The 21,933-nt window shown below is 63.2% G+C and carries 22 protein-coding genes; 6 read left to right on the top strand and 16 right to left on the bottom strand.

Features of this window, described 5'->3' with window-relative positions:
* The first annotated feature begins 3 nt into the window (after positions 1-3).
* The gene (recN, locus tag PARACOCCUSGL_RS0114560; protein ID WP_010397996.1) at positions 4-1,647 is read left to right on the top strand and encodes a DNA repair protein RecN; all 1,644 of its coding nucleotides are present in this window, start codon (positions 4-6) and stop codon (positions 1,645-1,647) included.
* Between the two features lie 10 nt (positions 1,648-1,657).
* Here recN and PARACOCCUSGL_RS0114565 read toward each other — a convergent pair whose 3' ends face one another.
* The 5 genes from PARACOCCUSGL_RS0114565 to PARACOCCUSGL_RS0114585 form a co-directional block, all read right to left on the bottom strand.
* Positions 1,658-1,981, bottom strand: a complete 324-nt coding sequence (locus PARACOCCUSGL_RS0114565; protein WP_010397998.1) for a hypothetical protein — start codon at positions 1,979-1,981, stop codon at positions 1,658-1,660.
* 106 nt (positions 1,982-2,087) lie between these two features.
* A complete protein-coding gene (gene mmsB, locus PARACOCCUSGL_RS0114570; protein ID WP_010397999.1) occupies positions 2,088-2,963 on the bottom strand; it encodes a 3-hydroxyisobutyrate dehydrogenase in 876 nt (291 codons plus the stop codon).
* Positions 2,960-3,967 (bottom strand): enoyl-CoA hydratase/isomerase family protein, encoded by a 1,008-nt coding sequence (locus PARACOCCUSGL_RS0114575; RefSeq protein WP_010398002.1) that lies wholly within the window; start codon positions 3,965-3,967, stop codon positions 2,960-2,962. The genes mmsB and PARACOCCUSGL_RS0114575 overlap by 4 nt, the downstream gene beginning before the upstream one ends.
* On the bottom strand, positions 3,968-5,113 hold the full coding sequence (locus PARACOCCUSGL_RS0114580; protein ID WP_010398005.1) for an acyl-CoA dehydrogenase family protein: 1,146 nt from the start codon (positions 5,111-5,113) through the stop codon (positions 3,968-3,970).
* Between the two features lie 165 nt (positions 5,114-5,278).
* Entirely contained in the window at positions 5,279-6,778 is a 1,500-nt protein-coding gene (locus PARACOCCUSGL_RS0114585) for a CoA-acylating methylmalonate-semialdehyde dehydrogenase (protein ID WP_010398007.1), read from the bottom strand.
* Positions 6,779-6,883: 105 nt separating this feature from the next.
* On the opposite strand from PARACOCCUSGL_RS0114585, the gene PARACOCCUSGL_RS0114590 reads away from it, so the two are divergent.
* From PARACOCCUSGL_RS0114590 to PARACOCCUSGL_RS0114605, 4 genes are all read left to right on the top strand, one after another.
* Complete coding sequence (locus tag PARACOCCUSGL_RS0114590; protein ID WP_029372343.1) at positions 6,884-7,777, top strand: LysR family transcriptional regulator; 894 nt, start codon at positions 6,884-6,886, stop codon at positions 7,775-7,777.
* A 95-nt stretch (positions 7,778-7,872) separates the two neighbouring features.
* Positions 7,873-8,310, top strand: coding sequence for a CBS domain-containing protein (locus PARACOCCUSGL_RS0114595; RefSeq protein WP_010398012.1), 438 nt, complete (start codon positions 7,873-7,875; stop codon positions 8,308-8,310).
* A 108-nt stretch (positions 8,311-8,418) separates the two neighbouring features.
* Positions 8,419-8,913, top strand: coding sequence for a pantetheine-phosphate adenylyltransferase (coaD, locus tag PARACOCCUSGL_RS0114600; RefSeq protein ID WP_010398014.1), 495 nt, complete (start codon positions 8,419-8,421; stop codon positions 8,911-8,913).
* 66 nt (positions 8,914-8,979) lie between these two features.
* Positions 8,980-9,834: a DUF2189 domain-containing protein gene (locus tag PARACOCCUSGL_RS0114605; protein ID WP_237701528.1), complete on the top strand. Its 855-nt coding sequence runs from the start codon at positions 8,980-8,982 to the stop codon at positions 9,832-9,834.
* Positions 9,835-9,886: 52 nt separating this feature from the next.
* On the opposite strand, the gene PARACOCCUSGL_RS0114610 is transcribed toward PARACOCCUSGL_RS0114605, so the two are convergent.
* From PARACOCCUSGL_RS0114610 to pyrC, 8 genes are all read right to left on the bottom strand, one after another.
* On the bottom strand, positions 9,887-10,384 hold the full coding sequence (locus PARACOCCUSGL_RS0114610; protein WP_010398018.1) for a polymer-forming cytoskeletal protein: 498 nt from the start codon (positions 10,382-10,384) through the stop codon (positions 9,887-9,889).
* The gene (locus PARACOCCUSGL_RS0114615) at positions 10,374-11,654 is read right to left on the bottom strand and encodes a M23 family metallopeptidase (protein ID WP_010398020.1); all 1,281 of its coding nucleotides are present in this window, start codon (positions 11,652-11,654) and stop codon (positions 10,374-10,376) included. Before PARACOCCUSGL_RS0114615 ends, PARACOCCUSGL_RS0114610 begins: the two co-directional genes overlap by 11 nt.
* A 440-nt stretch (positions 11,655-12,094) precedes the next feature.
* Positions 12,095-13,489, bottom strand: a complete 1,395-nt coding sequence (locus tag PARACOCCUSGL_RS0114620; protein WP_010398023.1) for a short-chain fatty acyl-CoA regulator family protein — start codon at positions 13,487-13,489, stop codon at positions 12,095-12,097.
* 57 nt (positions 13,490-13,546) lie between these two features.
* Positions 13,547-14,755 (bottom strand): multidrug effflux MFS transporter, encoded by a 1,209-nt coding sequence (locus tag PARACOCCUSGL_RS0114625; protein ID WP_010398025.1) that lies wholly within the window; start codon positions 14,753-14,755, stop codon positions 13,547-13,549.
* A 64-nt stretch (positions 14,756-14,819) separates the two neighbouring features.
* Entirely contained in the window at positions 14,820-15,182 is a 363-nt protein-coding gene (locus PARACOCCUSGL_RS0114630) for a DMT family protein (protein WP_010398028.1), read from the bottom strand.
* A complete protein-coding gene (locus tag PARACOCCUSGL_RS0114635) occupies positions 15,179-16,678 on the bottom strand; it encodes a replicative DNA helicase (RefSeq protein WP_010398031.1) in 1,500 nt (499 codons plus the stop codon). Before PARACOCCUSGL_RS0114635 ends, PARACOCCUSGL_RS0114630 begins: the two co-directional genes overlap by 4 nt.
* 237 nt (positions 16,679-16,915) lie before the next feature.
* Complete coding sequence (locus PARACOCCUSGL_RS0114640; RefSeq protein ID WP_010398033.1) at positions 16,916-17,587, bottom strand: orotate phosphoribosyltransferase; 672 nt, start codon at positions 17,585-17,587, stop codon at positions 16,916-16,918.
* Positions 17,584-18,627: a dihydroorotase gene (gene pyrC / locus PARACOCCUSGL_RS0114645; RefSeq protein WP_010398036.1), complete on the bottom strand. Its 1,044-nt coding sequence runs from the start codon at positions 18,625-18,627 to the stop codon at positions 17,584-17,586. Before pyrC ends, PARACOCCUSGL_RS0114640 begins: the two co-directional genes overlap by 4 nt.
* Positions 18,628-18,765: 138 nt before the next feature.
* Here pyrC and PARACOCCUSGL_RS0114650 point away from each other — a divergent pair, with 138 nt between their 5' ends.
* Complete coding sequence (locus PARACOCCUSGL_RS0114650) at positions 18,766-19,065, top strand: antibiotic ABC transporter (protein WP_227493512.1); 300 nt, start codon at positions 18,766-18,768, stop codon at positions 19,063-19,065.
* Positions 19,066-19,194: 129 nt separating this feature from the next.
* Here the strand turns inward: PARACOCCUSGL_RS0114650 and gap are convergent, their stop codons facing one another.
* From gap to PARACOCCUSGL_RS0114665, 3 genes are all read right to left on the bottom strand, one after another.
* Positions 19,195-20,196, bottom strand: coding sequence for a type I glyceraldehyde-3-phosphate dehydrogenase (gap, locus tag PARACOCCUSGL_RS0114655; RefSeq protein WP_010398039.1), 1,002 nt, complete (start codon positions 20,194-20,196; stop codon positions 19,195-19,197).
* A 243-nt stretch (positions 20,197-20,439) separates the two neighbouring features.
* The gene (locus tag PARACOCCUSGL_RS22195) at positions 20,440-20,583 is read right to left on the bottom strand and encodes a hypothetical protein (RefSeq protein WP_010398041.1); all 144 of its coding nucleotides are present in this window, start codon (positions 20,581-20,583) and stop codon (positions 20,440-20,442) included.
* 260 nt (positions 20,584-20,843) lie between these two features.
* Entirely contained in the window at positions 20,844-21,902 is a 1,059-nt protein-coding gene (locus PARACOCCUSGL_RS0114665; protein WP_010398042.1) for a flagellar motor switch protein FliG, read from the bottom strand.
* Positions 21,903-21,933: the final 31 nt, after the last annotated feature.

A 21,933-nucleotide genomic window follows, 5' to 3' on the forward strand; every position in this document is an offset into this window, starting at 1 on the left:
GCGATGCTGCGGCATCTCGATATCCGCGATATGCTGCTCATCGACCGGCTGGAGCTGGAGTTCCGGCCCGGCCTGAACGTGCTGACCGGAGAGACTGGGGCGGGTAAATCGATCCTGCTTGATTGTCTTGGGTTTGTCCTCGGCTGGCGCGGTCGTGCCGATCTGGTCCGGCAGGGCGCGACTCAGGGCGAGGTGACGGCCGTCTTTGACCTGCCGCCCGATCATCCCGCCCGCACCCTTCTGGATGAGGCGGGTTTTCCGGTCTCGGATGAACTGATCATCCGCCGCGTGAACGGTGCCGATGGGCGCAAGACCGGCTGGATCAACGACCGGCGCGCCTCGGGTGAGGTGTTGCGGACCCTGTCCGAGGTGCTGGTCGAGCTGCATGGCCAGCATGATGACCGCGGACTTTTGAACCCGCGTGGCCATCGCCTGTTGCTTGATGCCTTTGCCGGGGCGGACCTTGGCCCGACCCGCGCGGCATGGGCCGCCCGGCGCGAGGCGCGGGCCGCATTGGCTGAGGCCGAGGCCGCTTTGGCAGCTGCCAAGGACGAAGAAGAGTTCCTGCGGCATGCGGTGGCTGAACTCGATAAGCTTGATCCTCAGCCGGGCGAAGAGGACACGCTTGATACCCGCCGCCGCGCCATGCAAGGGGCCGAGCGCATCCGCGAGGACGTGGTTCGCGCCCTGCAGGCGTTGGGCACAGAGGGGGCCGAGGGCGCGATGCTGGACGCCGCGCGCTGGCTTGACGGCGCCGCCGAACGTGCCGAGGGGCGGCTTGAGGGCCCCGCAGCCGCCCTGCAACGGGCGCTGATCGAACTGGGTGAGGCGGTGTCAGGCGTCGAGGCGGCTCTTGATGCGATGGAGTTTGACCCGCGCGAGCTTGAGGCGACCGAAGAGCGGCTTTTTGCGCTGCGGGCGCTGGCGCGCAAACATGGCGTTCTGGCGGATGATCTGGCGGTGCTCGCGGATGAACTGCGTGGCCGTCTGGGTCGGATCGACGCGGGCGAGGATAATATTGCCCGCCTGCGCACCGCCGTAGACGAGGCCGATGCGCATTATGACGCCGCCGCCTCTGACCTTACGCAGCAGCGCATCGCGGCGGCCAAGCGGCTCGATGCCGCGATGGCGGCCGAACTTGCCCCGTTGAAAATGGAACGCGCGGTCTTTGCGACCCTGATATCTGAGGGCGATCCGGGGCCAGAGGGACGCGATATGGTCGCCTTTACCGTTGCGACCAATCCCGGTGCCCCTGCCGGGCCACTGGACCGCATCGCCTCGGGTGGTGAGCTGTCGCGGTTTCTGCTGGCGCTCAAGGTTTGTCTGGCGCGCGGTAATGATGCGCTGGTGCTGATATTCGACGAGATCGACCGCGGTGTCGGCGGGGCTACTGCCGATGCGGTTGGCCGTCGCCTCGCCCGGCTGGCCGAGGACGCACAGGTCCTGGTCGTCACCCACAGCCCACAGGTTGCGGCCTTGGGCGGCCATCATTTCCGGGTGGCGAAGTCGGTTCAGGGCGGCATGACCACTTCAGAGGTGGCGGCGTTGACCGACAGCCAGCGTATCGAAGAGATCGCGCGGATGCTGTCGGGCGAGGAAATCACCCCCGCCGCGAAAGAGGCTGCGCGGTCGTTGCTACGCGGCTGATCGTCGGGCTCTAGTCCATGATCTTGTCGACCTGTCGGATGATGGACAGGACACGCGCGCTTTCCGGATCATAGCGGATCAGTTTTCCATCGACGATGCCATAGCGGCTGCCGGCGGGGGCCTGACTCATTCCGTAAAGGCCGGGGCGCGTCACCTGATGCAGACGTGCGCTATCCAGCTGGTCGCCGACACGCAGCGCCGAGGATTGGGATTGGCCGACGGCCTGTGATTTGCCCGCCCCTTTCGCCTGCCCCGCCGGTTCCGCAAAGCTGGGCGGAACAAGGGCGGTAAGCAGGCAGACGATAAGAATCAGGCTCTGGCGATTGCGTGACATGGGTCCAGCCTAGCACAAGAAGCTTGCTTGTAGGTTAAACGCCGCAAGCTACCGATTGGCTCCCTCACGAATGCGAGAAATCCAGGCCCCCGGGGTGCGGGCGGTGTCAGTCGTGGCGGTGCCTTGCCTCGAATCTTGGCAGCATGGCTGAAAAATCCCTGCCTTTTCCGTCCTCTTCGTCGACAAAGCGGGCGTAAAGCTCGGCGGCAAGCTCACCCATCGGCGTGTCGGCATCGGCGGATTCGGCGGCCTGCTGGCTTAGCCGCAGGTCCTTCAGCATCAACTCGGCGGCGAAACCGGGCTTGTACCCATTATCTGCGGGCGAAGTCGGACCAACCCCCGGTGCCGGGCAATAGGCGTTCATCGACCAGCTGTAACCCGAAGAGGTCGAGACGACATCGAACATCTTTTGCCGGTCCAGCCCCAGTTTGTCAGCAAGGGCAAAGGCTTCGCATGTGGCGATCATGGTCACGCCAAGGATCATGTTGTTGCAGATCTTTGCCGCTTGTCCGGCGCCAGATTCGCCGCAATGGACCGCCTTTTGCCCCATGATGTCGAAAAGCGGGCTGACCTTTTCAAAGGCAGCAGAGCTGCCGCCGACCATAAAGGTCAGCGTGCCGGCGCCTGCGCCCCCGACCCCGCCCGAGACCGGCGCGTCAAGTGCGCCGAGCCCTGCCGCCTGCGCATCGGCCGCGACTGCACGTGCGCTATCCACGTCGACCGTCGAGCAGTCGCACAAGACCGCGCCCGACTGCATGGCGGGGATTACCTCGGCGGCAACGGCACGCAGGATGGCGCCATTAGGCAACATGGTGATGACGACCTCGGCGCCCTGCGCCGCCTCGGGGGCACTGGCGGCCTTGGTCACGCCCTCGGGCATCGGTGCCGCCAGGTCAAAGCCGGTGACCTCATGGCCTGCCTTGGCAAGATTGGCTGCCATTGGGCCACCCATATTGCCCAGACCGATGAATCCGATCTTCATTTGCTCTCCTCCCAGATGAGTTCATCTGCGCCCAGCGGCGCCAGCATTTCTGCGACATGCGCGGGACTCGCGTCGGCGGACCAGCGCGGGTTGCGGTCCTTGTCGATAATCTGCGCCCGCACCCCTTCCAGAAAGTCGCTGCCGGCGGTGGCGCGGGCGGTAAAGCGCAATTCGCGCGCAAGGCTGTCGCGCAGGGTGGCATCCTTGCGTGCCGCCCGCACCAGCGCCAGCGTCGCCGCCATCGACAGGGGCGAGTTGCGGCGCAGGGGTTTCAGGGCGGCCTCATTGCCAGCAGTTTCCAGCGCGGCGACAATCTCGGCCACGGTTTCGCCGGCAAAGGCAGACAGGTCCACCGTTGCAAGCGGCGCCTCGGGCGCGGGGTGGGCGCCGATCGCTGTCACATCGCCGCTTTCGGCCAGCCGCTCGATCAGCGCGGGCCACTCGGCCTCGGGGATATAGCTGTCGGCAAAGCCGGTGAATATCGCATCACCCGCACCCATCCGCGCGGCGGTCAGCCCCAGATATTCGCCGCAGCGGCCCGGAGCATGGCCAAGCAGCCAACTGCCGCCGACATCCGGGATCAGGCCGATGCCGCATTCCGGCATGGCGATCTGGGTCGTGTCGCCGACGATACGATGGCTGGCATGGCCGCCGACACCGACACCGCCGCCCATGACAAAGCCCTGCATAAAGGCGACGATGGGCTTGGGATATTCCGCGATCCGCGCATTCATGATGTATTCGTCGCGGAAGAACTTGCGTCCGACGCGGTGGTCCCCGGCCAGACCGGCGCGATAGACCGCTGCGATATCCCCGCCCGAGCAAAAGGCGCGCTCGCCCTCGGCGTCGATGATGACCAGCGCCACCTCGGGGTCGTCGCGCCATTCCCTAAGCGCGGCGTCGATTGCCAGCGCCATTTCATGGCTCAGCGCGTTCAGCGCCTGGGGCCGGTTAAAGGTCAGCCGTCCGGCGCGGCGGTCCTTGCGGATGATCATATCATTCATTCAGTCACGCTCCGCCAGCAGGGCGCGGCCTATGATCAGCCGCATGATTTCATTGGTGCCTTCCAGAATCTGATGTACGCGCAGATCGCGCACGATCTTTTCCAGCCCGTAATCGGCAAGATAGCCATAACCGCCATGAAGTTGCAGGCACTGATTGGCGACATCAAAGGCGCGGTCGGTCACATGCAGTTTGGCCATGGCGCAGAATTTGGTTGCGTCACGCTCTCCGCGGTCCAGCTTCCACGCCGCCTGGCGCAGAAAGATGCGCGAGGATTGCAGTGCTGTCTCCATCTCGGCCAGACGGAATTGCAGCGCCTGAAACTGGTCGAGCGTCTGGCCAAACGCGCGTCGCTCACCCATGTAGCGCAGCGTCTGTTCAAGCGCGGCCTGAGCGCCGCCAAGCGCGCCTGCCGAGATATTCAGCCGCCCGCCGTCAAGCCCGGCCATGGCATAGGAAAAGCCGCGGCCTTCCTCGCCGATCAGGTTCTCTTCGGGGATGATGCAATCGTCGAACTGGACCTGCGCCGTCGGTTGCGCCTTCCAGCCCATTTTGTGTTCAAGCGCGCCGAAACTAAGGCCGGGGGTGCCGGCCTCGACCACCACCGTCGAGATGCCGCGCGGACCGTCCTGCCCGGTGCGCACCATGACCAGATAGCAATCCGAGTAGCTGCCACCCGAGATAAAGGCTTTGGTGCCATTGAGCTTCCACCCGCCGGGGACACGCTCCGCCCGGGTGCGCAGCGCCGCCGCGTCCGAGCCCGAGCCCGGCTCGGTCAGGCAATAGGAGAACACTTTCTTCATGCTGCACAGGTCGGGCAGCCAACGGGTCTTGTTGGCCCCGGTGCCGAATTTGTCGATCATGCCGCCACACATATTGTGGATCGACAGGAACGAACCGACCGAAGGGCAGGCCATGGCCAGTGCCTCAAAGACCAGTGTCGCGTCCAGACGGCTTAGCCCGGTGCCGCCATGTTCTTCGGCGACATAGACGCCGCCAAAGCCCAGTTCGGCCGCCTTTTGCCACAAGTCGCGGGGGATGGTGCCGGCCTCTTCCCAGGCGCGGGCGTGGGGGGCAATCTCAGTGGCCCCAAAATCCCGGGCCATGTCAAAAATCGCCTGCTGTTCCTCGCTCAGCGCGAAATCCATGCTCACTCCCTCATGTCTTTCGTGTGATATGCCGTGCCGGACATGGCCGGAAAATGTTGCGCAAGTATTGCAAGCCCTGCGCAAAGGGGCGGGGCGGTTGTCCCGGCCCATTCCTGCCCCGGTGGTCCGGGATGGAAGGGGGCGTTTCCACCCCCCTCGCTGCCATCAGTCCATGGCCTTGAAGTTCAGCGCAACGCCGTCCTTGATCCCCGAGAACCAGCGCGCGGTCACTGTCTTGGTCTTGGTGTAAAAGCGGAAGGCGTCCGGGCCATATTGGTTCAGGTCGCCAAATGCCGACTTTTTCCAGCCACCAAAGGTGTAGTAGCTAAGCGGCACCGGGATCGGGAAGTTGATCCCGACCATGCCGACGTTGACGCGGCTGGCAAAGTCGCGCGCCGTGTCGCCGTCGGCGGTATAGATCGCGGTGCCGTTGCCATAGTCGTTGTCCATGACGAGACGCAGCGCATCTTCATAGGTCTTGGCCCGCACGGTCGAAAGCACCGGGCCAAAGACCTCTTCCTTGTAGATGTCCATCTCGGGCGTGACATTGTCAAAGAGCGACGGTCCGCAGAAGAAGCCGTTCTCATAGCCCTGGATTTTCAGCCCGCGGCCGTCCACGACCAGTTTCGCGCCCTGATCCACGCCAGAACCGATCAGGCGGTTGATGCGCTCTTGTGCGGCCTTGGTGATGACGGGGCCGTAATCGACATCCTCGCCAGCGGTATAGGGGCCGACCTTCAGCTTTTCGATCTTGGGCACCAGCCGTTCGATCAGCGCATCGGCGGTCTTGTCGCCGACCGGCACCGCGACCGAGATCGCCATGCAGCGTTCGCCCGCCGCGCCGAATCCGGCGCCGACCAGTGCATCCGCCGCCTTGTCCAGATCGGCGTCGGGCATGATCAGCATGTGGTTCTTGGCGCCGCCAAAGCACTGCGCACGCTTGCCGTTGGTCGCGGCGCGGCCATAGATATATTGCGCGATCGGGGTCGAGCCGACAAAGCCCACCGCCTGAACGGTCGGATGGTCAAGGATCGCGTCGACGATCTCTTTGTCGCCATTGACCACCTGCAGCACGCCATCGGGCAGCCCGGCCTCTTGCGCCAGCTTGGCCAGCATGATCGAGGTCGAGGGCACGCGCTCGGACGGTTTCAGGATCATTGCGTTGCCGCTGGCCAGCGCCGGGCCCATCTTCCACAGCGGAATCATCGCCGGGAAGTTGAAGGGCGTGATGCCCGCGACCACGCCCAGCGGCTGACGCATCGAATAAAGGTCGATGCCCGGGCCGGCGTTGTCGGTATATTCACCCTTGAGCAGCGCCGGGGTGCCCATGCAGACCTCGATAACCTCAAGGCCACGCTGCACATCGCCGCGCGCGTCGGGCAGGGTCTTGCCGTGCTCGCGCGCGACCAGCTCGGCCAGTTGCTCCATATTGTCCTGGATAAGCTGACCGAATTTCATCATCACCCGCGCGCGGCGCTGCGGGTTGGTGGCGGCCCAGCCGATCTGCGCCTTTTCGGCGCTTTTGACCGCGGCGTCCAGCTCTGCCGGGGTTGCCAGCGGCACGCGGGCGATCACTTCGCCGGTGGCGGGGTTATAGACATCGCTAAAGCGGCCCGAGGTGCCTTTGACCTCTTTGCCGTCGATCCAGTGGCTGAGTTCTTCCATGAATGCCTCCCAGGAATGCCAGTCGGAGCGGATGATAGACTTGCAGCATTGCCGAAAAAAGAGGAAGTCTGGCAAAATCGTTTTGCATTTCTGCAAAGGGGTAAGATGGACTGGGACGATCTGCGCATCTTTCTGGCGGTGGCGCGCGCTGACAGCCTGTCGGGCGCGGGGCGCCGTCTGGGCATTGATGCCTCTACCGTCGGGCGGCGTGTGGCGCGGCTTGAAGCATCGCTGGGGGCCAAGCTTTTCGTCAAAACCCCGCAGGGATACGGGCTTGCACCCGAGGGTGAGCGGCTTTTGCCCCACGCCGAGGCGGTCGAGGCGGCGCTAAGCGAGGCTGAAGAGGCGCTCTCGGGTCCCGGGGACCTGACCGGGCAGTTGCGCATCGGCGCGCCAGACGGTTGCGCGAACTATCTTCTGCCGCAGGTCTGCGCCAAGTTGTCGCAGGATCACCCGCGGCTGGAGATTCAGATCATCGCCCTGCCGCGCGTCTTTAACCTGTCGCGGCGCGAAGCGGATATGGCCATTGCCGTTTCCCAGCCGCAGGCCGGGCGGCTGGTGGTGCAGCGTCTGACCGATTATCAGCTGCACCTTGCCGCGCATCAGGATTATCTGCGCGCCCATCCGCCGATCCGCTCACGCGAGGATCTGCATGGCCATCGCATGATCGGCTATATCGCCGACATGATCTTTGACCGGGAACTGGATTATCTGCCTGAAACCGGGATGGAATGGGCGGCGCTGACTTCGAATTCCGTTTCTGTGCAGATGCAGGCGATCCGGGCAGGGGCGGGACTTGGGATCGTGCATGATTTTGCCATCCCCTTTTGCCCCGGAGTGCGGCGGGTGCTGACCGATCAGGTTTCGCTGACACGCAGTTTTTGGTTGATCCGTCATGCTGATGACCGCCGCTCGCAACGCATGAACCGGCTGGCCGAGGCGCTGGCGCAGGGGATCCGCGCCGAGGTCGCGCGCCTTCAGGCTTTGGTCGTGCCCTGAGACGCTGCACTGCAACAGCAGTCTTGACGCAAGGCCGGCTTGAGGTGACGCTGATGGTCACGAGCTAAGCCAGCCCGACCCGAGGAGGAACCGCGATGCTAGTTACTCAGATCCTGTCGATGAAGCCTAGCGGCGATATCATCACCGTCGCACCGGATGCCAGCGTGGCCGATGCCGCCAGGCTGCTTTCGGAAAAGCGCATCGGTGCGGTCGTGGTCTCTGAGGATGGGCGCATTCCGCTGGGCATCCTGTCCGAACGCGACATCGTGCGCGAACTGGGCAGGCGCGGTGCCGCTGTCCTGACCCTGCCGATCAGCGAATTGATGACCCGCAAACTGATTACCTGCACCACGGGCGAGGATGCGTTGGTCATTCTGGACCGCATGACCCAGGGGCGTTTCCGTCACTTGCCGGTGGTGAACGACGAAGGCGAAATGGTCGGTCTGGTTTCGATCGGCGATACGGTTTCGGCCCGGCTGAAAGAGTTGGCGGCCGAGAAAGAGGCGCTGACCGGCATGATCATGGGGAACTGATTGCCGGGGAGCCTTTTTTGCTGTTATGGCAAAAAAGGCTCACTGCCTTGCATTTTCTTGCAAAACTCTGTTTGACTGCCGGCATCAGGCGAGGAGAAGGACCTTTTCATGCGCATCGGGCTATACCCCGGCACCTTCGATCCTATCACCTTGGGACATCTCGATATTATTCAGCGCGCGCTGGAACTGGTGGACAGGCTGGTGATCGGCGTTGCCATCAACCGCGACAAGGGACCGCTGTTCGAGCTGGAAGATCGCGTCGCCATGGTGCGCGAGGAATGTGACCGCATCGTAGCCCAGCGTGGCGGTGAGATTGTCGTCCATCCCTTTGAAAACCTGCTCATTGATTGCGCCCGCGATGTGGGGGCCAAGGTGATCGTCCGCGGTCTGCGGGCAGTGGCCGATTTCGAATATGAATTCCAGATGGTCGGTATGAACCGGGCCATGGACGACAGCATCGAAACCGTCTTTCTGATGGCCGATGCCCGCCGTCAGGCGATTGCGTCAAAGCTGGTCAAGGAAATCGCCCGGCTGGGGGGGGACGTATCGAAATTCGTCTCGCCCTCTGTCCGGGATGCGCTGGTCGGCCGGTTCACGCGCTAAGGCTTTTGCTGTTTCTTTATGTTTGGCCTGCTAACCTTTGTCCAGGCGACGGAGGAGCGGTTGGCCATGCACGATTCGGAACCAAAGCCCATTCCCATCCCGATCCCCGAACCGGGGCGGTCGCCGCTGCCTGATCCCGCACCGGATCCCGGCCCGGATGAAATTCCATTGCCTGCTGTGGTCGGGTTCGAGGCCATCCCTGCGGCCCTGGCTGAGGGCTGGCGGGATTTCCGGCGTGCTCCGGCCTTTGGGCTGCTGTTTGCTGCCTTTTACGTCGCGGGCGGGCTGGTCCTGTCCGCCGTAACCATGGCTGCAGGACGGGAATGGTGGCTTATCCCCTTTATCGTCGGGTTTCCCCTGATCGCGCCCTTTGCTGCTGTGGGGCTTTATGAGGTCAGCCGCCGGATCGAGGCGGACCAGCCGCTGATCTGGCGCGAGGTGGTGGCGGTGGTCATCGCGCAAAAAGACCGGCAGATTCCCTCAATGGCCATGGTGATCCTACTGCTCTTTATGTTCTGGGTCTTTGCTGCCCATACCATCTTTGCCCTGTTCATGGGCGCATCGGCGCTGACAAATATCTCCTCATCTGCCGAGGCGGTGTTGCAGGGACGGGGGCTTGCAATGCTGGCCACCGGCACGCTGGTCGGAGGCGGGCTGGCTGCGCTGCTTTTCTCGATCTCTGTGGTCGGGCTGCCGCTGATCCTTGATCGTGAGGTGGATCTTATCTCGGCCATCATCGCCAGCTTTCAGGCGGTGGCGGTCAATTTTCCGGTCATGCTGGTCTGGGCTCTGGTGATCGCCGGGCTGCTGTTTACCGCGATCCTGCCGCTGTTTCTGGGGCTGTTTGTCGCGCTACCGGTGCTGGGTCACGCAAGCTGGCACATGTACCGGCGGCTGATGCCGGACGACGCTTGGGAGTGAGAAAGGGCGGCCAATGGGCCGCCCAGGATCCGGTCACAGGTCGACAGACCTTTTATTCTGAGTCGTCGCTAACCGGGCGCGCGACGGGCGGCGCCAGCTTCGGCGTCACGCCATTGGCCAATGGGTCCTCTTGACGCTGGACCGAACCTTCGAAATGGGCCCCGGATTCGATCGCGATGGTCTTATGGATGATGTCGCCTTCGACCCGCGCAGTGGCGGTCAGGCGAACTTTCAGCCCGCGGACGCGGCCAACGACACGGCCGTTCACCACCACTTCTTCGGCGACGATTTCCCCACGGATGGTGGCGCTTTCGCCGACGACCAGTTGATGGGCGCGGATATCGCCTTCCACGGTGCCCTCGACCTGAATGTCACCTTGGGTCTGGATATTGCCGGTGACCGTCAGGTCCGCCGCCAGCACCGAAGGCGGCGTGCGCGTGCGCGCAGTGGTCGCGGGGATATCGTAACTCGTGTCGACGCGCGCGGGTTCGGGCTCGGGCGTAGGCTGGGTACGGGGGCCTGGTTCGGTAACACGGGTCTTAGAAAACATTCTGGGCTGCCTTGATGAATCGCATAGGGTCCACGGCACGGCCGTTCACGCGAACTTCGTAATGAAGATGCGAGCCGGTCGATCTGCCGGTATTGCCCATATCACCGATCAAGCTGCCGCGCGATACCTTTTGGCCAACCTTGACCCGAATCTTGGACAAATGGCCAAAGCGGGTTTCGGTGCCCAGCTCATGCTGGATCTTGATCAGGTTGCCATAGCCGCGCTGCCAGCCGGCAAAGATGACCGTGCCTTCGCCTGTCGCATAAACCGGCGTTCCGACCGGAGCGGCCATGTCGATGCCCTCATGCGAGCGGCCCCAGCGGCGGCCAAAGGGCGAGGTATAGCGAAAGGCCGATTTGACCGGCATCGCCAGCGGCATTTTTTCGACGGCGATACGATAGCTGTTCATCTGATCCAGCGTGATCAGGATCTCGTTCGCCTTGGCCTCGCCCTGAGTAATGGCAGCATTGCCGCTGGACGAATAGCTGACCGGGTTCAGGGGGCCGCCCTGGCCGGAATAGCCCTGACGGACTTTGCGCAGGACCTCGTCCGGGTTCATGCCAACGCTACGGAACATATCGTCAAGCGGTTTGACGGAGACACTGACAGCGTCTTCCAGCTGCGAAAGGATCTGATCGTTCCGGGCAACGATCTGGTCACGCTCTAATGCAAGCGCATCGGCCACGCGGCGCGCGTCCTCGGCCTGCTGCACGGCATCGGCGCGGGCGTTGGCGGCCTGCTCCAGCTCACCGGCAAGGATGTCCAGGGCGGCCTGCAACTCGGCGGTGCGGACGGGTGCTGCCTCACTGTCGGCGGCGTTAGCCTCGCGGCTGGCCTTTACGGCCTGTTGCAGGCTGGCGTGAACGGCGTCGAGGCCGGTTTGCAGCTCACGCCGCTGCGCCTCGGATTCCAGAAGCAGCGATTGCATGCGCGAGACCTGATCCAGTGCGACGGCAAAGCGGTTCTGCGCTGCCACAGCTTCGGCGGCACGGCGATCACGTTCGGCCGAAAGATCGGTCAGCCGCGCCTCAAGTGTGGACTGGCTATGCACTGCGCCATTACGCGCACCGCTGGGGGCAATCGCATCAATGACAAGGATAGAGCTGGCGACGATCGACCAGCCAAAAACCAGGGTGATACCGCCGATCGCAGCAAGTTGGGTTGCGGGCCGCAGTCGCAGAAAACGGGTGCTCTTGTCCGATTTGAGAAAAAGGCGCTGCTCTGGCAGCCAGCGTTCAAGCACCGAATTCAGGCGACGGGTGATGCGCAATGTCCCAGGTCCATTGTTGTTCCGACCGTGCTGCAGGGGGCAGTTTTGGTCTTGGCTGGGCAGAGATAAATCCGACCTGTGCTCAAAGCGCAACAGGGGCGGGCCGCTTAGGCAGGGTTTGGGCGGATTGATGCCGATACGCCGGGCGGTTGCAGGTGGATATCCGCCGGTGGTGGTGCGGTGAAGTCTTGCAGCCCTAGATAGAGAATCTGGGTTTTGCTGATAACGAGATGGAATCGCTGTATATTACTGCGATTGCTGAATTTTTGCCGGGACCGATGAAATTGCATGGGTGGTTTTGCCACAGGCTCGCCATCCCGACTGTTCGCCGGGCACCAGCCGTCCCCGGCATCGGATCGGGCACGATGGCCAGCACTGATTCTGCCCGGCGACCTAAATTTTTGACGGAACCAGTGCAGGGTTTCGGCGTTTTAGCCGGTTCAGGCGATCTCATAGGGCAGGGGGCCGGGCCGATCCTGCGGGATGCGGATATGGCGGTCCACCGGAGGCACTGACCGTTGGTGGCAGTTCGACCGTGGGCAGATGCGGCATGACACCCCAATCGGTTCAAAAAGCTGCGGGTTCCCGATATCCAGCCCGTCTGCATAGACCATCTCGCGCGCATGGCTGATCTCGCATCCCAGCCCGATGGCAAAGCGCCGGACGGGCGCGCCAAAGGCCCCGCCGGGTTTCGAGACATCGCGTGCGAGCAGCAGATAGCGCTTGCCGTCCGGTGTTTCGGCCAGCTGGCGCAGGAAACGGCCCGGGGTCTCGAACGCCTGATGCACATTCCACAGCGGGCAGGCGCCGCCGAAACGGGCAAACTGCATCCGGGTGGCCGAATGGCGCTTGGTGATCGTGCCAGCCTGATCGACGCGGACGAAAAAGAACGGCACGCCGCGATCTCCGCCGCGTTGCAGGGTAGAGAGGCGATGGGCGACCTGCTCAAGCGAGGCGTGGAACAGATGGGCCAGCCTTTCGAGGTCGTGACGCTCGGCCCGCGCGGTTTGCAAAAAGCGCGCATAGGGCATCATTGCGGCCCCGGCGAAATAGTTCGCCAGCCCCAGTCGCGCGATGTCGCGGGCCGAGGTGCTGCGGAAGCGCGCAAGCTCCAGCGTCGCTTCAAGCAGGTCACCACGCGTTTCCAGCGCCAGCAGGTGCAATAGCTGAAAGGCCTGTGTCGCGGGTTCGGCGGCGGCGTTCAGCGTGACTCGTTTGCCTTCGCGCAGATAGACCGGGGCGCTGCCAAGCTCGGCCATGGTGACCTCGATCCCGCGTTCGGCCAGTGCGGCGATAGCGCGGTCAAGCGGGCGCAGCTCGGGGCGAATGCGGGCGAAATGCTCGGCCGCGCGGTCCACCGCGTCGATGTAATTGTCGCAGTAGTGAAAGAAATCCCGCACCTCTTCCCAAGGTGAGGGGGTGGCGTTTTGCGCTCCGGCGCCAAGCGCCTCGTCCAGGGCCGCCAGTCGTTCCTGCCCCTCGCGGTGGGCGCGGTAAAGGTCCAGAAACGCGCGTGCCAACGCTGGCGCATTGGTTGCGGCAAGTCGCAGATCGGCGCGGGGCGGAGGCGAGTCGAACAGCGGATCAGCCAGCGCCTCGGCCATATCCATGACCATGCGTTCGGCATCACCCACCGCCATCGCACCCAGATCGACCGAGAATTCCGACGCGAGCTTCAGCAGCACCCCGGCCGAAACCGGGCGATGGTTGTTTTCCATCTGCGACAGATAGGGCAGCGACACGCCCAGCCGGTCGGCGAAGGTGCGCTGGGTCAGGCCCGCGCGTGCGCGGGTTTCGCGCAGGGCAACGCCAGCATAGATCTTTTGCGTGGCCATGGGACTCCTCTTTGCAAAGCAACCAATACGCTTTGCAAAGGTGTTCCGGCAAGAGGGTCAGCCGCCCGAGATGACCTGTCTTTCACGGATCATCACCCAAATGATGAAGCCGATCGAGGCGATGGCCGAGCCCGCCATGATCGTCAACAGCGGCACTGCGCCCGATTGAGCGTCAAGCAGCATCCCGGCCAGCGCGGCCAGTCCCGCCCCGCCTGCAACGGCCATCGAGCCACCAAGCCCGCTGGCCGTGCCGGCAAGCTCGGGCCGCACGCTCATCATTCCGGCATTGGCGTTCGGCAGCAGCATGCCATTGCCCAGGCCCATAAAGGCGACCGAGCCGAAAAAGACCAGCGGTGTCAGCCCGCCCAGCATATCGACCACCAAAGCTGCGGTCAGGAAGGCAGAACAGATCACCGCTCCGGCAAGGATCATCCGGTTCATGCCGATCCGGGTCGAATAGCGCGCGGACAGGAAATTCCCCAGCGCATAGCCGATAGAGGGGCCGGCGAACCAATAGCCGACCTCGGCCGGTGAAAGATGCAGCACCACCTGCCCGACGAAGGGCGCGCCGCCGAGATAGGCGTAGAACGAGCCGGCGCTAAGCGTCGCAGTCAGCGCATAGCCCCAGAACCGGCGCGAGCGGGCAAGGATGGGATAGGTCACCAGCTGCTGGGCCAGCGGCACCCCCCCGCTGCGCGCGGTTTCCTTAAGGTCGACCGCGCATAGCGTCATGACGGCAAACCCGGCCAGACCCATCGCGACAAAGCTGGCGCGCCAACCCAGGGTTTCGTCCAGGATACCACCAAGCGTGGGCGCAACCATCGGCACCAGCGACATGCCCATGGTCACATAGCCGATCATGCTGGCGGCCTGTTCAGCCGGGACCATGTCGCGCACCACGGCGCGGCTGATGACAAAGCCGGTGGTCACCACCGCCTGAATTAGCCGGAACAGCATGAACCAGCCCGCAGTCGGTGCAAGCAGCGCCCCGATAGTCGCAAGCAGAAAGATCGCAAATGATCCAAGCACGACAGGGCGGCGGCCAAAGCGGTCGCTGATCGGGCCGCAAAGCAGCTGCAGCACCGCGCTGACCCCAAGAAAGGCCGAGACGGAAAGCTGCATGAAGCCGTATTCCACGCCAAAATCCCGCGCCATGGCCGGCAGCGAGGGCAGGAAGATATTCATCGAAAGGGCGCCCGCCGCCGAGATCGAGACCAGGGTCAGAATGCTGGGACGGCGCGGGCTGGGGGAAGCCATGCTGTTCATGCACGCACCTTTGCCCCTCTAGGCGGGCAAAGGCAATCGGCTGTTTGACACGGCCCTGTCAGATTTAATGGCCCGAACCGCCGAAATTGTGAAAGATCAGAAAGGCGCCAAGACAGATGCAGGCAAAGCCCGCCGCCACGTTCCAGGTCAGCTTTTCGCCAAGCCACACCCAAGAAAACAGCACAAAGACCGACAGGCTGATCACCTCTTGGATGGTCTTTAGCTGAGCGGCGCTGAAATGGCCGTAGCCGATACGGTTTGCGGGCACCTGCAGGACATATTCGAAAAAGGCTATGCCCCAGCTGATCAGAATGACCAGAAAAAGGGGCGTGGCCTTGAACTTCAGATGCCCGTACCAGGCGACCGTCATGAACAGGTTTGATGCGGTCAGCAGACCGATCGTCGTCACAGAGACGGGCAGGTTCATTCAGACCGGTCCCAACTGCGGTGTTTTTCCAGATTGCCAAAGCGGGTGAAGCGGCCCTCAAAGGACAGCTCGACCGTGCCGATGGGACCGTGGCGCTGCTTGCCGATGATCACTTCGGCTTTGCCATGGCAGGCCTCCATGATCTGTTGCCAGGAGGCCATCTTGTCCAGATCGTGATCGGCGGGCTTTTCGCGCTCGCGGTAATACTCCTCGCGGAAGACGAACATGACGATATCAGCGTCCTGTTCGATACTGCCGGATTCGCGCAGGTCAGAAAGCTGTGGGCGCTTGTCGTCGCGCGACTCGACCTGACGGGACAGCTGCGACAGGGCGATGACGGGGATGTCCAGCTCTTTGGCGACAGCCTTTAGGCCCTGGGTGATCTCGCTCACCTCATTGACGCGGCTGTCCTTGGCCGAGGTGGCGCGCAGCAGTTGCAAATAGTCGACGATCAGCAGATCCAGCCCCATGGTGCGCTTAAGCTTGCGGGCACGGGCGGCAAGCTGGTTGATCGGCAGCGCCGGGGTGTCGTCGATGTAAAGCGGGCAGTTTTGCAGATCGTGGGCTGCTTTGACAAAGCGGCGAAACTCATCCTCGGTCATGTCGCCGCGGCGGATCGCCTCGCTTGGTACTTCGGCGGCCTCGGAAAGGATACGTGCGGCGAGCTGCTCGGCCGACATCTCAAGGCTGAAGAAGCCGACGACACCGCCCGCAACCGTGCCATGGGTGCCGTCGGGCAGTTCGCCCAGCCGATGCGCCCGCGCGACGTTAAAGGCAATGTTGGTTGCCAGCGAGGTTTTCCCCATCGAGGGCCGCCCGGCAAGGATGATCAGGTCCGAACGGTTCAACCCGCCCATCTTGTGGTCAAGGTCGATCAGCCCGGTCGAAATGCCCGACAGCCCGCCGCCACGGCTGAAAGCGGCATTGGCGGCGTTCAGCGCGCCCGTCACCGCGGCAAGGAAGCTTTGGAAACCACGCTCGGCCACGCCCTGTTCGCCGAGCTTGTAAAGCACCTGCTCGGCCTCTTTGATCTGCTCTTCGGCGGAATCATCGACTGCGATGGTCGCCGCGCGGGACGAGATATCCTGCCCCAGCGAGATCAGCTCGCGCCGCAGGGCGAATTCCCGGATCATTTGCGCATAGTCGCGCGCGGCGTGGGATGAGATCGCCGCCCCGGCAAGACGGGCCAGATAGGCCGGTCCGCCCAGTTCCTTAAGCCCGGCGTCATGTTCCATGAACGCCTTGATGGTCACCGGGCTGGCCAGCGCGTTGCGGGCGATGCGCTCGGCGCAGATTTCATAGATGCGGCGGTGGACAGGGTCGTAGAAATGCTTGGCCTGAACGATGCGCGAAACGTGGTCATAAACCTCGTTATTGGTCAGGAGCGCGCCAAGAAGCTGCTGCTCGGCCTCGATCGAGAACGGTACTGCTTGCTCGGCTGCGGCCTCGGCGATTTCGCCGGGCTTTCTGATCTCAACGGCGCGTAACTCGCTCATCCCATCAGCTCCGGATATTCGACTCGGTGGGCATCGTTATCCACCTTATGAAGGGCCGGGTCTACGGCGTTGTAGGGCCGGCCAAGGCTAGGCGAAAAGCCGCCCCCTGCGCTAACGAAAGGGGCAACTGGTTACTGGTATAGCAGAAAAACCCGCACCGGGCTGGCGCTGATGGGCGCCAACCCGGTTTTTTGACGAAGGGTTATTCCGGCGGTACCGTCAGGCGACCGTGCCGGATCAGGGGTGGGCTGCCTGCCAGGCACGCGGATCGGTCAGGAATTTCTCGACCTCGGCCAGCGTTCCGGCGTCGTAAAAACCTTGCGCTTTGGCCTCGGCCAGCACGTCCCACCAGGTGCAGAGATAGTGCAGCTTGACGCCATGATCGGCCAAACGCTGCTCGGTCTCGGGGAAGATGTCGTAGTAGAACACGACCGCCGTATGCCCGCAGGTCGCGCCGGTTTCGCGGATGGCATCGACAAAGCTTAGCTTCGAGCCGCCGTCGGTGGTCAGATCCTCGACCAGAAGCACGCGCTGGCCTTCGGTCATCGCCCCTTCGATCCGGGCGTTGCGGCCATAGCCTTTGGGCTTTTTGCGCACATAGGTCATCGGCAGTTCAAGCCGTTCGGCGACCCATGCGGCAAAGGGGATGCCCGCCGTCTCACCCCCGGCGACGTTATCAAAGGCGGCAAAACCGGCCTCGCGCAGTACGGTCGCGGCCATGAAATCCATCAGCGTCGAGCGGATGCGCGGAAAGCTGATCAGCTTGCGGCAATCGATATAGGTCGGCCCCTTCAGCCCCGAAGCATAGGTAAAGGGCTCGGCGGTGTTGAAATGAACCGCCTTGATCTCCAGCAGCATGCGCGCGGTCAGCCGGGCGATTTCCTCATGCGGGGGAAAGGGCAGGGTCATGCGGGGTCCTCAACGTGCCAGTAAAGCGGGAAGCCGGGGTCAAAGACGGTGACGGTCTCGTCTCCGGCGGGGATATGGGTGGGGTATTCGGCAGGGGTGTCGCGCCGGACCAGCCGGATGCGGTCCTCATTCGGGGCAATGCCGTAGAAAGCTGCGCCATTGAGCGAGGTAAAGGCCTCAAGCTGCTCAAGCGCTCCCTCCTCCTCGAACACTTGCGCAAGGATCGACATGGTGTTCGGGGCGGTAAAGCAGCCGGCGCAACCGCAGGCCGATTCCTTGGCGTGGTCAGGGTGCGGCGCCGAGTCGGTGCCAAGGAAGAAACGCCCATCACCCGAGGTCGCCGCCTTGCGCAACGCCAGCCGGTGGGTTTCGCGCTTGGCGACGGGCAGGCAATAGTAATGCGGCCGGATACCCCCTGCGAGGATATGGTTGCGGTTGATGATCAGGTGGTGGGTGGTGATGGTCGCGCCGATACTCTCGTTGCCCAGGACGTAATCAACCCCGTCCGAGGTGGTGATATGTTCCATCACCACACGCAGGCCGGGGGTGGCGCGGCGGATCGGGTCAAGAACGCGGTCGATGAACACCGCCTCGCGGTCGAATATATCCACTGACGGATCGGTGACCTCGCCATGGAAAAGCAGGGGAATTCCCGCCTCGGCCATGGCGTCCAGGACAGGGCGCACCTTGTCGAAATCGCGCACGCCCGAGGCAGAATTGGTCGTTGCCCCGGCCGGATACAGCTTGACCGCCGAGATGATTCCCTGCGCGTGGGCCGCAACCACGTCGGCGGGATCGGTGGCCTCGGTCAGATAAAGCGTCATCAAGGGACGTAACGTCACTTTTCCCGGCAGCGCCGCCTGGATACGGTCGCGATAGGCTGCAGCCTGCGCGCCGGTCACCACCGGCGGCACCAGATTCGGCATGATGATCGCCCGGCCAAAATGGCCGGAAAAAGAAGCCACTGCCTGCAGCATGGCGCCGTCGCGCAGATGCAGATGCCAGTCGTCGGGGCGTCGGATAGTTACGGATGTGGTCATGATTCCCCTCTATACCGGGTGCGGCTTCATGGCCATAGGGCAAAGGCGGCTGCAAGGAACCTCTTGGCTTTTGCCCGCGATAGGAGCAAATTTTTCTGCCTACCCGCTGTTTCAGAGGAAGTCGTGATGGGTTTCGGAATGATGAATAGGTCGGCGATGCAGACGCTGCAGCTTTGGCAGCAGATGGCGCGCATGACCTGGGAGGCACAGATGGTCATCGCATTGCGCACGGCCGGGCTGATGGGCATGGTGCCGCAAGATGCCTCTGAGCCTCAGCGTATGGTGATGGAAAAAGCCAATGCCGCATCCGAGGCGCTACATGCAGCGTTGCGTGCGGCCGGACGGGGCGAGCGCGCGGATCGGGTCATGGCGGCGGCGCTGTTGCCGTATCGTCGGCGCACGCGGGCGAATATGCGCCGCCTGTCACGCAAAAACTGATCCTGGCCCTGCCCGATTCCTGGCCGGGCATGATGAGACGCGAAAATGAAAAACGCGCCCAGTTATGTCGGGCGCGTTCCATCTTTTCAGGCTGACCTGCGACGGTTGTCCGACGCTGGCCGACAATCCTCAGATCAGCTTGCCCATGGCGACCGCAGTATCCGACATACGGTTCGAGAAGCCCCATTCGTTGTCGTACCAGGTCAGGATGCGGCAAAGCTTGCCTTCCATCACCTTGGTCTGATCCATGTGGAAGACCGAGCTGTGCGGATCGTGGTTGAAGTCCGACGAAACCAGCTTTTCTTCGGTATAGCCAAGGATGCCTTTCAGCGGGCCGTCAGCAGCGGCGCGGATCGCGGCGTTGATTTCCTCGACCGAGGTGTCGCGGCTGGCTTCAAAGACAAGGTCCACGACCGAGACGTTGGGGGTCGGCACGCGGATTGCGACGCCGTCCAGCTTGCCTTTGAGTTCGGGCAGCACCAGGCCCACGGCCTTGGCAGCGCCGGTCGAGGTCGGGATCATCGACAGCGCGGCGGCGCGGGCGCGGTAAAGGTCCTTGTGCATGGTGTCCAGCGTCGGCTGGTCGCCGGTGTAGCTGTGGATCGTGGTCATAAAGCCGCGGACGATGCCGATGCTGTCATTCAGCACCTTGGCGACCGGCGACAGACAGTTGGTGGTGCAGCTGGCGTTCGAGACGACGAGGTCGTCCTTGGTCAGCGTGTCGTGGTTGACGCCAAAGACGATGGTCTTGTCGGCATTGTCGCCGGGGGCCGAGATCAGCACCCGCTTGGCGCCGGTCGACAGGTGCGGTTGCACCTTTTCTTTCGACGCAAAGATGCCGGTGCATTCCATGATGACGTCGATGTCGCCCCAGGGCAGCTCGGCCGGGTTGCGGATCGCGGTGACCTTGATCGGGCCGCGGCCGACGTCGATCGAGTCGCCTGAGACCTTGACCTCGGCAGGGAAACGGCCATGGACCGAGTCATAGCGCAGCAGATGCGCGTTGGTTTCGACCGGACCCAGGTCGTTGATCGCCACGACCTCGATATCATTGCGCCCCGATTCAATGATCGCGCGCAGCACGTTCCGACCGATCCGGCCAAAACCGTTGATCGCCACCTTGACAGCCATGTGTGTCCTCCGCCGCTGATGATGTTGCGGGCTGCAAATAGCCCGCATTGCCGGGTAAATGCAAATGCCAGAAACCAATGGGGGCGCTAACCCAGCCGAAAATCCGATGCCGTGGCGCGAAATCTCTGCACAAGGTCGCAAGACCTGTTGCTGAAGAGGCGCGGAAAGGGACGCAGCCATGCCCATTCATGCGGCCCGCCGCCCGATTGGAAGCAGATGGAACGAATCGCCCCGGCGCGGCGTCTAACGCCAGAAGCTGAGATATTCGATCAGGCTGACGAGCTGTTTTCCCAAAAACACCGGCAGGCCCCAATGAAGAAACAGCGCATCCACCGCGAAAAGGCCGATGATCAACAGCCCCAGCACCAGTGCGATCTGATTGGTCATGCCATACCTTCCGCGATTGTTCCTGTCCGCGTTCTCTGCCCCATGGTGTGAGCCCGCACGGACGCCGCGCCCTTCTGCTAGGGCAGCCGCCTCTGGCAGGCAAGCCCCGGTTTGGTTTCCCCCCGAGGTCGGGATCTGGCGTCTTGCAGAGACGGTTCTGATCGTCCCCGCGATGCGGTGGGGTTTCGGTATCAACCTTGGCGGATGCCGCGCGACATATGCCCGTTCGGTGCTTTGGCTTGCTCATTTGCCTGGCGCGATCATGCAGAGGGTTCGGTTGTTTCGGTCTCCTGACCATCGTCCTGTTCTTCCTGCGAGATCAGGAACAGATCGCCCGAAGCTTCCATCTGCCGGATAGCGAGGACGACCTGATCCATCGCCTCTTCTGCATCCTGCGCTGAAACCTTACCAACGGTTTCCATTTCGTCGCGCAGCGATTCTGCCAGCCGTGAAGGCAGTCCGCCAAGCAGGAAATCGACTGTCGCGCGCGCATCCTCGGGCGCGCCCGCCAGTGCCTTGATCAGCACGGCATTGTCCACTTCGCGCGTGACGCGGGGAATATCGCGGGGATCAATGCGGCGCGGGATATGCGCCCAGGTAAAGATGGTCTTGCGTACCTCTCCGGCAAAGGCGGCATCATCATCCTCGAGCCCGGCCAGTACGCTGTCGCGCATGCGCGAGGGAGAAAAGTTCAGGATAGCGCCGACCTTTTCATCGGCCTTGCCCTCGATAGCCGGGCGGGGCAGGGCGTCGACCGCCTGGATCAGGGCCCGCCCGATCCGTTGCAGCGCATCAGCCCTGATGCCGCCGGTCAGCGACATCGTATAGGCGATACGCCGGGCCAGGGCCGGGTCCAGCAGGGCAAAGACCTCGGCCGCCCGCGGAACCGGCAGTTTAGAAAACATCACTGCTGCGATTTCGGGCGCTTCGGTCCGGGCAAGCTCGGCCAACACCTCGGGCGTCAATGTGGCGATGCGGTCCCAGGGGTCGCCCGTGCCGTTCAGGGCGGCAAGCCGCCGCAAGCGGTCGGTGGTGTCGGGCGACAGGTGGCCGTCAAGAAGCGCCAGCGTCCCGTCGATATCGCCCGGGAAAGACAGGCCCACCGATTCCAGATGGTCGCAGAATTCGGCGACGATGGCGTCACGCGTCTGCTTGTCGATGACCCCCATCAGGGCCATTTCCTGAGCCAGCACTGTCTGCAAGTCCTGCGGCAACCGGGCAAGGTCGATGTCCTCGCCCTCGGCCAGAACCAGCCGTACGATCACCGCTGCCTTTTGCCGCGGGCTTAGACCCGCCGTCCCGATAGCCGGAACGCCCATGAATTGCCCCCGATTCCATAACCTTCGGGGG

Origin of the sequence: Paracoccus sp. TRP, from assembly GCF_000185925.1 — a bacterium.
Classification (GTDB): Bacteria; Pseudomonadota; Alphaproteobacteria; order Rhodobacterales; family Rhodobacteraceae; genus Paracoccus; species Paracoccus kondratievae.

Excerpts from the sequence above, each read along its gene's own strand:
- mmsB (WP_010397999.1), bottom strand. The coding sequence starts at position 2,963 with ATGAAGATCGGATTCATCGGTCTGGGCAATATGGGTGGCCCAATGGCA.
- PARACOCCUSGL_RS0114595 (WP_010398012.1), top strand. The coding sequence starts at position 7,873 with ATGCTAGTTACTCAGATCCTGTCGATGAAGCCTAGCGGCGATATCATC.
- recN (WP_010397996.1), top strand. The coding sequence starts at position 4 with ATGCTGCGGCATCTCGATATCCGCGATATGCTGCTCATCGACCGGCTG.
- PARACOCCUSGL_RS0114585 (WP_010398007.1), bottom strand. The coding sequence starts at position 6,778 with ATGGAAGAACTCAGCCACTGGATCGACGGCAAAGAGGTCAAAGGCACC.
- pyrC (WP_010398036.1), bottom strand. The coding sequence starts at position 18,627 with ATGACCACATCCGTAACTATCCGACGCCCCGACGACTGGCATCTGCAT.
- PARACOCCUSGL_RS0114635 (WP_010398031.1), bottom strand. The coding sequence starts at position 16,678 with ATGAGCGAGTTACGCGCCGTTGAGATCAGAAAGCCCGGCGAAATCGCC.
- PARACOCCUSGL_RS0114590 (WP_029372343.1), top strand. The coding sequence starts at position 6,884 with ATGGACTGGGACGATCTGCGCATCTTTCTGGCGGTGGCGCGCGCTGAC.
- PARACOCCUSGL_RS0114630 (WP_010398028.1), bottom strand. The coding sequence starts at position 15,182 with ATGAACCTGCCCGTCTCTGTGACGACGATCGGTCTGCTGACCGCATCA.
- PARACOCCUSGL_RS0114650 (WP_227493512.1), top strand. The coding sequence starts at position 18,766 with ATGATGAATAGGTCGGCGATGCAGACGCTGCAGCTTTGGCAGCAGATG.
- coaD (WP_010398014.1), top strand. The coding sequence starts at position 8,419 with ATGCGCATCGGGCTATACCCCGGCACCTTCGATCCTATCACCTTGGGA.
- PARACOCCUSGL_RS0114575 (WP_010398002.1), bottom strand. The coding sequence starts at position 3,967 with ATGAATGATATGATCATCCGCAAGGACCGCCGCGCCGGACGGCTGACC.
- PARACOCCUSGL_RS0114640 (WP_010398033.1), bottom strand. The coding sequence starts at position 17,587 with ATGACCCTGCCCTTTCCCCCGCATGAGGAAATCGCCCGGCTGACCGCG.
- PARACOCCUSGL_RS0114665 (WP_010398042.1), bottom strand. The coding sequence starts at position 21,902 with ATGGGCGTTCCGGCTATCGGGACGGCGGGTCTAAGCCCGCGGCAAAAG.
- PARACOCCUSGL_RS0114620 (WP_010398023.1), bottom strand. The coding sequence starts at position 13,489 with ATGGCCACGCAAAAGATCTATGCTGGCGTTGCCCTGCGCGAAACCCGC.
- PARACOCCUSGL_RS22195 (WP_010398041.1), bottom strand. The coding sequence starts at position 20,583 with ATGACCAATCAGATCGCACTGGTGCTGGGGCTGTTGATCATCGGCCTT.
- PARACOCCUSGL_RS0114605 (WP_237701528.1), top strand. The coding sequence starts at position 8,980 with ATGCACGATTCGGAACCAAAGCCCATTCCCATCCCGATCCCCGAACCG.
- PARACOCCUSGL_RS0114625 (WP_010398025.1), bottom strand. The coding sequence starts at position 14,755 with ATGAACAGCATGGCTTCCCCCAGCCCGCGCCGTCCCAGCATTCTGACC.
- PARACOCCUSGL_RS0114565 (WP_010397998.1), bottom strand. The coding sequence starts at position 1,981 with ATGTCACGCAATCGCCAGAGCCTGATTCTTATCGTCTGCCTGCTTACC.
- PARACOCCUSGL_RS0114610 (WP_010398018.1), bottom strand. The coding sequence starts at position 10,384 with ATGTTTTCTAAGACCCGTGTTACCGAACCAGGCCCCCGTACCCAGCCT.
- PARACOCCUSGL_RS0114580 (WP_010398005.1), bottom strand. The coding sequence starts at position 5,113 with ATGGATTTCGCGCTGAGCGAGGAACAGCAGGCGATTTTTGACATGGCC.
- gap (WP_010398039.1), bottom strand. The coding sequence starts at position 20,196 with ATGGCTGTCAAGGTGGCGATCAACGGTTTTGGCCGGATCGGTCGGAAC.